Origin of the sequence: Flavobacterium subsaxonicum WB 4.1-42 = DSM 21790 (assembly GCF_000422725.1) — a bacterium.
In the GTDB taxonomy this organism is placed as follows: domain Bacteria; phylum Bacteroidota; class Bacteroidia; order Flavobacteriales; family Flavobacteriaceae; genus Flavobacterium; species Flavobacterium subsaxonicum.
Map to the genome: position 1 here is coordinate 45,309 of NZ_AUGP01000003.1, position 13,327 is coordinate 58,635.

Here is a 13,327-nt window from a genome sequence, read left to right on the forward strand (position 1 = left end):
TTTGGAAGAGGGGCTGGGGGCAGAGTACTAATAGCATTTTTTCTGTATGGGAGACGCATTCAATGCGTCTCTACTGCCCACTGTCTACTGAACACTGCCCAATGCCCACTGAAAACTAACTCAATAAGCTTTCTTCAGAAAATTCCCTCTAAAATTTCATTTCTTATTTATTATCAGGTAACTATGGTTGGGTGTTGGTACTTAAATGTGTTAAAATTATTATAATAATTACAAAACCTCTATATTTGAAGCTTCAAAATAAAAACTAAACAAACTATTTATGTCTATCTGGAGAAGGAAACCATTACAATTATTGCTCAACGAAGCAGCCGAATCTGAAAAGGGCCTAAAAAGAACGTTAACCGCATGGTCGTTAATTGCTTTAGGAATTGGCGCCATTATAGGGGCCGGTTTATTTGTAAGAACCGCCACCGCAGCTGCTCAAAACGCAGGTCCGTCGGTTACTATTGGCTTTATTGTTGCGGCTATTGGCTGTGCCCTTGCCGGCCTTTGCTACGCCGAACTTTCTTCGTCTATTCCAATTTCAGGTAGTGCCTACACCTATACCTACGCCACCATGGGCGAATTTTTAGCATGGATAATTGGCTGGGACTTAATTTTAGAATATGCCGTTGGTGCCGCTACCGTGGGTATTGCCTGGAGCGAATACCTTAACAACCTGCTGGTCACGGTACTCCATACCGACCCGATACCGTATGCGCTGTCGCATTCGCCGTTCCAAAAAGTTGTAGACCCAGTAACCCACGAGGTTATCTCTCAGGGTATTATTAACCTTCCTGCCTTGTTTATAGTAGGTGTTATTAGTTTACTGCTAATAAAAGGCACACAGGAGTCGGCTTTTGTAAACGGACTTATTGTTATAGTAAAAGTGGCCATTGTAATACTAATAATAGTGTTGGGCTGGCAGTTTATAAACCCTGCAAACCACGCTACTTACATACCAGCAGCTTCTACTTATACAGACGATTCTGGCGTAAGCCATAACTTTGGGGGCATAATGGGTATACTTGGTGCCGCCGGTACGGTGTTCTTTGCCTTTATTGGTTTTGATGCCGTAAGTACCGCTGCCCAGGAAACCAAAAACCCTAAGCGCGATATGCCAATAGGTATCTTAGGCTCGCTTGCGGTTTGTACCGTGTTGTACATCTTGTTTGCACACGTACTTACAGGCGTGGCAACTATAGAAGATTTTAGAACAGGCGGTAAAGAAGCATCGGTTGCTTTTGCCATCAATAAATACATGATAGGCTACGGCTGGTTGGGTAACTTTGTAACTATAGCTATCCTTGCCGGTTTCTCATCGGTAATACTTGTAATGCTATTGGGCCAGAGCCGTGTGTTTTACTCAATGGGTAAAGATGGTTTACTGCCATCATTCTTTAGCCACCTGCACCCAAAATACCAAACGCCTTATAAAGCTAACCTTGTAATTTTGGTAATTGTGGGCCTTTTTGCAGCCTTTATTCCGGGCGATATTGTAGGAGACATGACCAGTATTGGTACACTGTTTGCCTTTATATTAGTATGTATATCGGTAATTATACTTAGAAAAAGAGAGCCTAACATGGTTCGCGAATTTAAAACCCCGTTTGTACCTTTTGTACCGTTATTAGGTGTAGGCGTTTGCCTTGCCATGATCTACGGACTTGGATGGTTAAACTGGGCCAGGCTAATTGGCTGGATGGCACTGGGCGTTGTGTTTTACTTTGCTTACAGCAAAAAACACAGCAGGCTTGGTAAAGGAGAATAAACAAAACAACATTCACAAATAGGTTGAAAAATCCCGATGGCGCACGCTGTCGGGATTTTTTTATGCGCCTGTGTAACCGTTCTGTGTATATTTGTAAACCTACTTTTACTGTAATGACAAAAAAAGAACTGCGCCAAAAATACAAGTACCTGCGCCAGGAACTCACCATCGAGGATACCGAAGAAATGAGCCTGGCCATAGCCAACCGCCTGCTAACACTTGATATTTGGAATAACATTTACTTTCATATCTTTTTGGCCATCGAAACCCAAAAAGAGGTTCATACCGAATTTATCCTTAATATACTGGCCGGCAAAGACAAAGAGGTAATAGTATCGCGCAGCGATTTTAGCAGTTGCAACATGGTGCACTACCTGCTTACCGATAACACCAAGCTTATGCTAAGTGAATATGGCATCCCTGAGCCGGTAGAGGGGATAGAAGTACCCTCTGATAAAATAGACGTGGTTTTTGTACCGCTCCTGGGGTTTGATGGCAATGGCCATCGCGTGGGCTACGGAAAGGGCTTTTACGACCGTTTTTTATCGGAATGTAAACCCGGCGTTATAAAAATAGGCCTCTCCTTTTTTGAGGCCGAAGCCGACGCTATTCCGCACAACGATACCGATGTTTCGCTGGGTTATTGCGTAACGCCACAAAGGGTGTATAAGTTTTCTGTGTAGCAAAGCGGCGGCGTTGGTTCTCCGTAGAGACGCATTGCATTCGTCTCCCATATCAATTGGAAAAAATATTCGGCTAAAGCCAGAAACCATCCATAATATTCGAACCCCTGACTAAAGTCAGGGGCAACACATTTCAGTGTTGTTAGGTTCTCAGTAGAGACGCATTGAATCCATCTCCCGTATAGATGTGAAAAAAATATTCGGCTAAAGCCAAATTCATAAAGCAGCATACTTTTGTATCCTTTTTCTTTTATAGAAAGGCAAAAGAAAAAGAAGGAATTCAATTTTCCTCAAAAAATATCCCGTAAAATTAAATTTTTACGATATTTGTTACATGAATACACAATGGCAGGGTTTATTGTCTTACCTAAAATTTCTCATTAAACGAAATCCGGAATGAGCACGCCCGGTTATGCCGTTAAATATTCATAACTAATACATTTACAACATGCCTATATACCATAAATTAGGAAATATACCGCAAAAGCGCCACACGCAGTTCGAAAAGCCCAATGGCGGCCTTTACTACGAGCAGCTTTTTGGTACCGAGGGGTTTCATGGGCACTCTGCCCTGCTGTACCACGTGCACAGGCCCACACAGGTTAAAGAGATTATTAAATCTTATTCGGTAGAGCCTAAAATAGCCATCGATAAAAACATAAAATCGCTGCTGCTTAAAGGCTTTGAGCTAAAGCCGGAAGCCGACTTTTTAGACAGCCGCAAAGCCATGCTGGTTAACCGCGACTGTATTATTGGGCTTGCCGCGCCACAGCAATCGCTACGTACGTATTTTTACAAAAATGCCGATGCCGACGAAATGCTTTTTGTACACAAAGGCACAGGCACGCTGCGCACATTTATGGGTAACATTCCGTTTGAGTACGGCGATTACCTTATCATTCCGCGTGGCATGATCTACCAGATCGATTTTGATACGACCGAGAACCGTCTGTTTTACGTAGAGTCAACGTCGCCCATTTACACGCCTAAGCGCTACAAAAACCAGAGCGGGCAGCACCTAGAGCATTCGCCGTTTTGCGAACGCGACTTTAAAATGCCAACCGAACTGGAAACGCACGATGAGAAAGGCGACTTTATCATCAAAATAAAAAAAGAAGGCATGATGCACGAGGTAGTGTATGCCACGCACCCGTTTGATGTTATTGGGTGGGATGGCTACAACTTTCCGTACGCCTTTAGCATTCATAACTTTGAGCCCATTACCGGCCGCGTGCACCAGCCGCCACCGGTACACCAAACGTTCGAGACAACGGGGTTTGTGGTGTGCTCGTTTTGCCCAAGGCTGTACGACTACCACCCTAAAAGCATACCGGCGCCGTACAACCACAGCAATATAGATAGCGATGAGGTTTTGTACTACGTTGATGGCGACTTTATGAGCCGCAACAATATAGAGCAGGGCCACATAACACTGCACCCTAAAGGCATACCACACGGCCCGGCACCTGGTGCTATGGAGCGCAGCATAGGCAAAACAGTAACCGAAGAGCTTGCGGTAATGGTAGATACCTTCCGCCCGCTTATGGTAACCGCCGAAGCTATGGGCTTAGACGACGGACAGTATTATAAATCGTGGGTAGAATAGGCTGCTAATAACAGCAATCGTGGCATTCCCCTCCTATGGAGGGGTGGCTGATTTTCTTTTGTCTTGAAACAAAAGAAACATGCCGCTCCATCAGACCTCACCCCCAGCCCCTCTCCAAAGGAGAGGGGAGCAGCTTCATTCAGCTGTAAGCCGTATGAGTTAGCGGTACTGGCTCCCCTCTCCTCTGGAGAGGGGCCGGGGGTGAGGTTAAATAGAAAGATTACCAAAATCTTCATCGTGCCAGGTGCATGAGTGAAGTTCCTCCCCTCTCCTTCGGAGAGGGGCTGGGGGTGAGGACTAAAAAGGCTTTCATATTATACTGAAGGAAAGGGGCCGGGGGTGAGGTCAAAAAGATGCTATGCGAGGTCAAATAAATCTTCAACGTGCCAGGTGCATGAGTGAAGCTCCACCCCTCTCCAAAAGAGAGGGGCCGGGGTGAGGACAGAAAACATGAGTCCGCAAAGAATATCGGTATGAGTGAAGCTAAGGTATCAGCCTTTAAGCGTTAAGCAAAGTGTGGAGTAAGGCGTTAAAAATCATTTGCTGTTTGAGCGTAGCGAGTTCAAATGATTTAGCCGAATGTAACACTTTGTAGCGTAAAAGGGTGCAAGCCTTGAATTTTTGGTTCTTTTGTTTCAAGACAAAAGAACAGTATAAACAAAACAAAAACTAACTGATCGCGCACACGTGATCAAAAAGAATAAGATATGAGCAACGAAATTAAAAACGTAGAATACGGCCTTGAAAAAATATTTGAAGGCGCACAGGATTTCCTTCCGCTATTAGGAACCGATTATGTAGAATTTATTGTGGGCAACGCCAAACAGGCTGCTCATTACTATAAAACCGCCTTTGGCTACCAGTCGCTTGCCTATGCAGGTTTAGAGACCGGCGTTCGCGATCGCGCCAGCTACGTGCTGCAGCAAGGCAAAATTCGCCTTGTGCTTACTACGCCGCTTACGGGCGAATCTGAACTTAACAACCATATTGTTAAGCATGGCGATGCCGTTAAGGTAGTAGCCCTTTGGGTAGAGGATGCCCGCAAATCGTTTGAAGAAACGGTATCTCGTGGTGCTAAGCCCTACATGGAGCCAACGGTAGAGACCGATGAGTTTGGCGAAGTGGTACGTTCCGGCATCTACACCTATGGCGAAACCGTACACATGTTTGTAGAACGCAAAAACTACACCGGCGCATTTTTACCGGGATACAGGGAGTGGAAAAGCGATTACAACCCGGCTCCAACAGGCCTTAAATACGTAGACCACATGGTGGGCAACGTTGGTTGGAATGAGATGAACATCTGGGTTAAATGGTACGAAGAGGTTATGGGCTTTGTTAACTTCCTTTCGTTTGATGACAAGCAGATCAATACCGAGTACTCTGCGCTTATGAGTAAAGTTATGAGCAACGGTAACGGCAGGATAAAATTCCCGATCAATGAGCCGGCCGAAGGTGCAAAACGTTCGCAAATTGAAGAATATCTTGATTTTTACGGTGGCCCGGGTGTACAGCACATTGCCATTGCTACCGATGATATTATTAAAACCGTGAGCGATCTTAAATCGCGTGGCGTAGAGTTTTTATCGGCACCACCACAGGCATATTATGATGCAGTGCCCGATAGGCTGGGTGTGCACCGCGATGCATTTAAAGAAGATATTAAAGAGATACAGAAACTGGCCATTATGGTAGATGCCGATGAAGAAGGCTACCTTTTACAGATATTTACCAAGCCGGTTGAAGACCGCCCAACACTGTTTTACGAAATAATTCAGAGAATGGGGGCCCGTGGCTTTGGTGCAGGTAACTTTAAAGCGCTGTTTGAGAGCATAGAACGCGAGCAGGAACTGCGAGGTACGTTATAAATTTAATCGTTTATTAAAGATAATTTAATAATCAGCCCTTCTGTAATAAGTTTTTTGCGAAATGTGTGTTAAAGTTGATTTTCAATGCATAATTTTCAAAAAAGTGGATACCTTTGCACTCGCAAAAAAGAAGGTAAGCAACAACCTTGTCTTTTTGCAGGTAAATTTTTCATAATTTATAGTTTTTGGTTGGTTAATAGCATAAAAACCCGGTCATTATTTTGACTGGGTTTTTTTGTTTCACTAAATTTGGAACAGAAATTGCATTTAAGCCATACACACCAACAAAAAATTGTACTATGAAAAGATTGATTGCTATAATTATGTTCTTTGCCGTAGGCGATGCTTTTTCGCAGGATGCCTTTAAAACAGGCGAGGTTTTAAAATTCAGGATCCATTATGGCGTAGTAAATGCCGGTAATGCAACCCTGGAAGTTAAAGAGGCTGTAAGAGATAATAAAAAAGTACATCATGTTGTAGGAACCGGCGTTACTACCGGCATGACAAAGTTTTTCTTTAAAGTAACAGACCTGTACGAAACCTATTTTGATAAAGTTACCGGTAAACCCTACCAGTATGTTAGAAAAATAGACGAAGGCGGCTACACCAAAAACCAGGAAGGCTTTTTTAACCAGGATAAAAATACCGTGCTGGTAAAAGACTACAAGCACAAAAGCCAGAAAACAATTTCGGTTACAGAAAACGTTCAGGACATCATGTCTACGTTTTATTACCTGCGCAACCACCCCTCTGTAGATAAAATGAAGGTGGGCGAAGCCATATCGGTAGATATGTTTTTTGATGAAGAAGTTACAAAATTTAAGCTCAAATTTATTGGCAGGGAAGATATAAGCACTAAATTTGGCGTGGTTTCTACTATGATATTCCGCCCCTACGTTCAGGCAGGCCGTGTATTTAAAGAAGAAGAGAGTTTAACAGTCTGGATATCAGACGATGAAAATAAAGTACCCGTACGTATTAAAGCCAGCCTTGCAGTAGGTTCGCTTAAAGCCGACCTCGAAGAATACAAAGGCCTGGCGCATCCGTTTACGGTAAAAAAAGCAAAATAGAACAAATGGAGATCACATCCCCGATAATTGAAAAACTTGATGCGCTTGATGAGAAATTTCGGGCCATAAACCAAAAGACCGAAACGCACCTTGAGGGGCTTGTGTGGGCCAAACCTATTACTTACTGGGATTATATTAATACCGATGCGTTGCTAAACCTGCAAATACAACGAACCACACTGCCTGATGAGATGGTTTTTATTATGTACCACCAGGTTAACGAGCTTTTATTTAAAATGATACTGTGGGAGGTAGAGCAGCTGTGCCATACCGATGCCCCGGCTACCGATTTTTTTACCGAGAAGCTTAGGCGCATTAGCCGCTACTTTGATATGCTTACCACATCGTTCGATATTATGGGCGATGGCATGAGCATAGACCAGTACATGAAATTTAGGAACACCCTTACCCCGGCAAGCGGTTTCCAGAGTGCGCAATACCGCCTTATAGAGTTCGCAAGTACTGATTTAATAAACCTGATAGACTACCGTTTTAGGAGCACTATAGACCGCAACACGCCTTACGAGCATGCTTTAGAGCATTTGTACTGGCAGGCTGCCGGCAAAGACTACCGCACCGGCGAAAAAAGCTACCTGCTTAAGGAGTTTGAGCGCAAATACAAAGGCGAATTTTTAAGGCACATGGAAGAGTACAACACCATAAACATCTGGAGAAAGTTTAAGGAGTTGCCTGCCGATGCCCAAAAAGACGAAAAACTGGTTGAAGCCATGCGCCATTACGATTATACCGTAAACGTAACCTGGGTTATGGGCCACCTTAACGCAGCAAAAAAATATATAGAAAGTTCTGCCGGCCCGCAGGAGGCTACCGGCGGCAGCGACTGGAAAAAGTACATGCACCCTAAGTACCAAAGACGGATATTTTTCCCGGAGCTATGGAGCGAGGAAGAATTGCGTACCTGGGGCGAAAATGTATAACACACAATAAAACAACACAATTGAGATATACCGCATTCATATTATTTATACTCCTAACCCTAACAGCCTGCAATAAAGAGCCAGAAAAAAACCTAAAAGCACAGCCAACAGCACAAAAAAAAGTAGCCGTAGTTAAAAAATTCGGCTTTACGCTTAACAACTTTAATGTGGTTAACGATACTATTAAAAGCGGCGATACTTTTGGGGCACTTCTTGGTAAAGAAGGGTATGATGCAGGGCAGATTCATAAAATTACAGAGCAAATTAAGGATACGTTTGATTTGAGGGATATCCGTGTGGGCAGGCCTTACACCATGCTTAAAGATAAAAAAGCGCCCAACGCCCTTAAAGCCTTTATCTACGAGCCCGATAATTTAAGCTACTATGTTATAAACCTTAACGATACCGTTGCCAAAGTAGCAAAGGTGGTTAAGCCCATAACCATAAAAAGGCGCATTATTGCTGCTGCTATAGAGGGCTCGCTGGCCGAAACCCTTGGCAAGGCAGGTGCAAGCCCCGCAATGGTGCACGAACTGTCTGAAATTTATGCCTGGAGTATCGACTTCTTTAAAATCCAGAAAAACGATAAATTTGCCGTTATTGTAAACGAGCGCTACATTAGCGATACCATTTATGCCGGTGTAGAAAGCATAGAGGCATCGTATTTTGAGTACAAAGGCAAAAAAATATATGCTTTCCCCTTCAAAAAAGACGTGAATTCGCGCAAAGCCGATTATTATGATGACGAGGGCAAGGTGCTAAAAAGCATGTTTTTAAAAGCCCCGTTAAAATTTAGCCATATAACCTCCAAGTTTTCGCCTAAGCGTTTCCACCCCGTGCAAATGCGCTGGAAAGCGCACAACGGTACCGATTATGCCGCCCCAACCGGCACCCCTATTATGAGTACCGCTAACGGTGTGGTAATCCAGGCGGGCTATACATCCGGTAACGGTAACTATGTAAAAGTTAAGCACAACGGCCAGTATACTACGCAATACCTGCACATGTCTAAAATACTGGTGCGCCAGGGCCAGCGTGTATCCCAGGGCGAAACCATTGGCCGCGTGGGCAGTACCGGCTTGGCTACAGGCCCACACGTATGCTACCGCTTCTGGAAAAATGGCGTACAGGTAGATGCCCTTAAGCAGCGCCTGCCAAGCTCTGAACCTATGAGCGCTAAAGACAAGCCGCGCTTTTTGGCCTACAGCACCCCGCTTAAAAAAGAGCTGGACAGTATATCAGATAAAAAATTCAACACCCAATAAAAACACAACACCATGGCATTACAAAATATTAACCCAACAAGTACCGCTGCCTGGAAGGCGCTTGGCGAACACTTTGCCGAAATGCAAACCGCCTCTATGCAGGATATGTTTGCGGCAGATACTAACAGGGCAGAGAAATTTCACATTAAGTGGAACGACTTTTTAATAGACTACTCTAAAAACATCATCAACCCAAAAACGTTAGAGCTGCTTCAGGACCTTGCCAAACAAGTAGACCTTAGCGGTGCTATAGCAAGTTATTTTGGTGGCGATGCTATAAACCGTACCGAAGGCCGTGCGGTGCTGCACACTGCATTACGTGCCCCGGAGAGCGCTAACGTGCTTGTAGACGGTGCTAATGTATTGCCGGAAGTATATGCGGTTAAAAACAAGATTAAAGCCTTTACAGAGGCCATTATCAGTGGCGCACAAACGGGTTATACCGGCAAGCCGTTTACCGATGTGGTTAACGTAGGTATTGGTGGGTCTGACCTTGGCCCCAACATGGTGGTTGAAGCTCTTAAGTTTTACAAAACACCACTTAACGTTAGGTTTATATCTAATGTAGATGGCGACCACGTTACAGAAAGCCTTAAAGGCCTTGACCCCGAGACTACGCTGTTTGTAATTGCCTCTAAAACCTTTACAACACAGGAAACACTTACCAATGCCGAGACGGCAAGGGACTGGTTTTTAAATACTGCCTCTCAGGCCGATGTTGCCAAGCACTTTGTGGCAGTATCTACCAACATACAAAAAGTTACCGAGTTTGGTATAGACCCTAACAACGTTTTCCCGATGTGGGACTGGGTTGGCGGCCGTTTCTCTTTATGGAGCGCCGTAGGTTTATCTATTGCCCTTGCAGTAGGTTTTGATAATTTTGACGGGATGCTTAAAGGCGCGCACGATATGGATGAGCATTTCCGTACGGCGGCGTTCGAAGACAACATTCCCGTAGTGCTGGCCTTGCTTAGCGTTTGGTACAACAACTTTTTTGGTGCCGAAAGCGAAGCGCTTATACCGTACACGCAGTACCTTCAAAAGCTTGCGCCGTACCTGCAACAGGGCATTATGGAAAGTAACGGTAAAAGTGTTGGCCGCGATGGCAAACCGGTTACCTACCAAACGGGTACTATTATTTGGGGAGAGCCGGGCACTAACAGCCAGCACGCTTTCTTTCAGTTAATTCACCAGGGTACTAAACTGATACCTACCGACTTTATTGGTTTTATTGAGCCGCTTTACGGCAATAAAGACCACCACGATAAATTGATGTCGAACTTCTTCGCCCAGACCGAAGCCCTGCTTAACGGCAAAGCCGAAGCGGTGGTGCGTGCCGAGTTTGAAAAAGCAGGTGTTACCGGAGAAAAAGCCGATTATCTTACGCCATTCAAAATATTTACGGGTAACAAGCCAACCAATACCTTGCTTATCAAAAAGCTTACACCAGAGACTTTAGGGTCGTTAGTGGCGCTTTACGAGCACAAGATATTTGTGCAGGGTGTTATATGGAACATCTTTAGCTACGACCAGTGGGGCGTAGAGCTTGGCAAGCAGCTTGCTAACTCTATTCTTGGCGAAATTAACAGCGGCGATGTTAAACAACACGATAGTTCGACTACGTTTTTATTAAAAGCGTTTTTGGGCAAATAGTCTTCAGTATACAGTGGCAGTTTTCAGTCGCCACGATTTATAATATCAAACCCCAAAGCATTTACTGTTTTGGGGTTTTTGTTTTTAGGTAGAGACGCATTGAATGCGTCTCCCAATATGTATTTCCAATCCAATTATTTTATATTTTGCTAAAGTCACGGGCAACACGTGCCCTAATTATGCTATGGGGGGTGGTAATGCTTTTTATATCTAAATTATATGTAAAGTTGTGTTGTCCCTGACTTTAGTTAGGGGTTATATCAAAAATTATATTATTTTTAACACCGGATATCATTCCCTCCCAAATGAAACACCTTTTACTCCTGCTGTTGCTGTTGCCGCTTCATGCCTTTGCTACCATGTACAATGGTACTGTAACGCTAAACAACGGTACTATTAAAACCGGACTCATTAACATTCCTAAATTTAATGCCGGTAAAGTAAAGTTTAAAACACACCCTGATGCCCCTGTAGAAAAGATATCTATAGATGATGTTAAGGAACTTATGGTGCTGGATAATGATAACGAAACGGTTAAGTACGTTACGCTAAAAACATCTAAAAATTCAAATAAAAAATCGTGGCTGCAAGTGGTTAAAAAAGGTAGCATAAATCTGTTGGTTTTTAACTATGTTGTGCCGGCAGTAAATGGTAGTGTGGGCACAGAGCTTACCAACTGCTATGGTTTTTACCTGCAAAGGCCATCAGACGATTTTTGCACTTACATTTACATGATGCCCGACAGGCACCGCCTTACCATACGTGATTTTAAAGACCTTAAAAAGGCGTTGACAGAATTATTCAGCAATGATTGCCCCGACTTTTTAAACGCCCTTACAGAGGCTGCTTTTAAAGACAAAGGCCTGGAACTGGTTGTAGAATTGTACGACAAACACTGCGGCGAAAATTCTAAATAATTATCGTTTTGGGAATGCTTTTTTGTTGAAGATAATCAGTATGCCCACAGCTACAGATATAGCGGCATCGGCAACATTAAAAATAGCGTTGAAGAACGAGAAAGGCCTTCCGCCTAAAACAGGCACCCAGCTTGGCCATGTGGTATCTATTATAGGAAAGTAAAGCATGTCTACCACCTTGCCGTGCAATATTGTACCATAATGGTTGGCAGTATTAAAGGCCGCTACCTTGTTAGGCAGGCTATGGTCAAAAATTAGCCCGTAAAAAACCGAGTCGATAATGTTACCAAAAGCGCCGGCTAAAATAAGTGCTATAGAAACAATAAGGTAGTTAGACTCTCTTTTTTTAATAGAGTCTTTAAGCCACCAGCCAATACCCACCACTGCCAGTATCCTGAAAAGGGTAAGCGTAAGCTTGCCACCGGCCCAACCGGGCAGCTCGGCGCCCCAGGCCATACCGTCGTTTTCTATAAACTGTATGTAAAACCAGCTAAACACCTCTTTGCTTTCGCGTAGTCTAAAATGCGTTTTAATATAGATCTTACTAATCTGGTCTATAAGCAATACGGCAATTACAATAAGGTAGGCTTTCTTTAAAGACATTTCTTGTTTTTTACACCGCAAAAATAAATCAAATATTCAAATTAACACGTTGTAATTAATGTTAATGAAATGTTTAACTATAAATAAATCCTGAAATATTTATATAATTTTACTAAAAGCCCCAATAATTACTTACAACCCACAGTGCCAGCTATCTGCCAAAATCACGAAATCCTTTTAGTGCAGGCGGTTTTATTGCCTCATAAATTTCTTAACAAATCTTTAACGTAAACTTTAGTTCGGTTAGTTCGGCTGTAGCCGAACTAAGTTGTACCTTTGCTTCAAATTAAGTCATTGATGCAAGATATTAAGAAAGAGCGCGAAGAACTTATAGAGCTTTTCGGCATCCATTTCGAAACGCTGCACCACCTGCCACCGTTAGGGTCGCGGATACTGGCCACCTTTATTATAGATGGCTGTACCCGCCAGTTTACCTTTGATGATGTGGTAGAGCTAACCGGCGCCAGCAAAAGCTCTGTGTCTACCAACCTTAACCTGTTGCTTAAACTGGGCAAAGTAAATTACTACACCCTGCCCGGCGACCGTAAAAAATACTACAGGCCGGCTGCCTTTAGCGAACGGTTTGATAATTACATTAAAATGATAGCTTTTGAAAGGCAGATTATAGACAAGATGCTGCATTACAGGGAGAGTACCCAAAACAGCCCTGCAGAGCGCATTGACCTGGAAAAATGCCTGGCTTACAAAGAACACGTTATACAAATGCAGGAGCTTTTTAACAAGGCCATAATAAAGTTTAAGGCCATAGAAGAGCAGGTAGATAGTTAAGAGAGTAAAGCAGGTAGAGGATATAGCACTGTTTGTAGACAAAAACACACTGTATGTCTATAATGCCCCGGCCCCTTATATTATAAGCCCGAACTTTGATTGTTAGTTAAACAATCGCAAAAACATAAAACATTAAGGCATTATACATAATAAACAATTAATAA

General features: G+C 43.4%; 11 protein-coding genes. 10 read left to right on the forward strand and 1 reads right to left on the reverse strand.

Translation table 11 applies throughout. From position 1 onward, the window contains the following. Nucleotides 1-280 precede the first annotated feature (280 nt). From G509_RS0101335 to G509_RS0101380, 9 genes are all read left to right on the forward strand, one after another. A complete protein-coding gene (locus G509_RS0101335; protein ID WP_026989879.1) occupies nucleotides 281-1,771 on the forward strand; it encodes an amino acid permease in 1,491 nt (496 codons plus the stop codon). A gap of 113 nt (nucleotides 1,772-1,884) precedes the next feature. Then, nucleotides 1,885-2,454 carry a 5-formyltetrahydrofolate cyclo-ligase gene (locus G509_RS0101340; protein ID WP_026989880.1) on the forward strand — a complete coding sequence of 190 codons (570 nt, stop codon included), beginning with the start codon at nucleotides 1,885-1,887 and terminating at the stop codon, nucleotides 2,452-2,454. A gap of 448 nt (nucleotides 2,455-2,902) precedes the next feature. After that, nucleotides 2,903-4,060, forward strand: a complete 1,158-nt coding sequence (locus G509_RS0101345) for a homogentisate 1,2-dioxygenase (protein ID WP_026989881.1) — start codon at nucleotides 2,903-2,905, stop codon at nucleotides 4,058-4,060. Between the two features lie 707 nt (nucleotides 4,061-4,767). Further along, complete coding sequence (hppD, locus tag G509_RS0101350; RefSeq protein ID WP_026989882.1) at nucleotides 4,768-5,928, forward strand: 4-hydroxyphenylpyruvate dioxygenase; 1,161 nt, start codon at nucleotides 4,768-4,770, stop codon at nucleotides 5,926-5,928. 299 nt (nucleotides 5,929-6,227) lie between these two features. After that, a complete protein-coding gene (locus G509_RS0101360) occupies nucleotides 6,228-6,998 on the forward strand; it encodes a DUF3108 domain-containing protein (RefSeq protein ID WP_026989883.1) in 771 nt (256 codons plus the stop codon). 5 nt (nucleotides 6,999-7,003) lie between these two features. Continuing rightward, the gene (locus G509_RS0101365) at nucleotides 7,004-7,936 is read left to right on the forward strand and encodes a tryptophan 2,3-dioxygenase family protein (RefSeq protein ID WP_026989884.1); all 933 of its coding nucleotides are present in this window, start codon (nucleotides 7,004-7,006) and stop codon (nucleotides 7,934-7,936) included. Nucleotides 7,937-7,956: 20 nt separating this feature from the next. After that, entirely contained in the window at nucleotides 7,957-9,201 is a 1,245-nt protein-coding gene (locus G509_RS0101370) for a peptidoglycan DD-metalloendopeptidase family protein (protein WP_035738330.1), read from the forward strand. A gap of 12 nt (nucleotides 9,202-9,213) precedes the next feature. After that, on the forward strand, nucleotides 9,214-10,854 hold the full coding sequence (gene pgi / locus G509_RS0101375) for a glucose-6-phosphate isomerase (protein WP_026989886.1): 1,641 nt from the start codon (nucleotides 9,214-9,216) through the stop codon (nucleotides 10,852-10,854). A 305-nt stretch (nucleotides 10,855-11,159) separates the two neighbouring features. Then, on the forward strand, nucleotides 11,160-11,771 hold the full coding sequence (locus G509_RS0101380; RefSeq protein ID WP_026989887.1) for a hypothetical protein: 612 nt from the start codon (nucleotides 11,160-11,162) through the stop codon (nucleotides 11,769-11,771). Here the strand turns inward: G509_RS0101380 and G509_RS0101385 are convergent, their stop codons facing one another. After that, complete coding sequence (locus G509_RS0101385) at nucleotides 11,772-12,374, reverse strand: lipoprotein signal peptidase (RefSeq protein WP_026989888.1); 603 nt, start codon at nucleotides 12,372-12,374, stop codon at nucleotides 11,772-11,774. It abuts the gene before it with no gap. A gap of 297 nt (nucleotides 12,375-12,671) precedes the next feature. Here G509_RS0101385 and G509_RS21250 point away from each other — a divergent pair, with 297 nt between their 5' ends. Continuing rightward, the gene (locus tag G509_RS21250) at nucleotides 12,672-13,163 is read left to right on the forward strand and encodes a hypothetical protein (protein ID WP_035738332.1); all 492 of its coding nucleotides are present in this window, start codon (nucleotides 12,672-12,674) and stop codon (nucleotides 13,161-13,163) included. The last annotated feature ends 164 nt before the right edge of the window (nucleotides 13,164-13,327 follow it).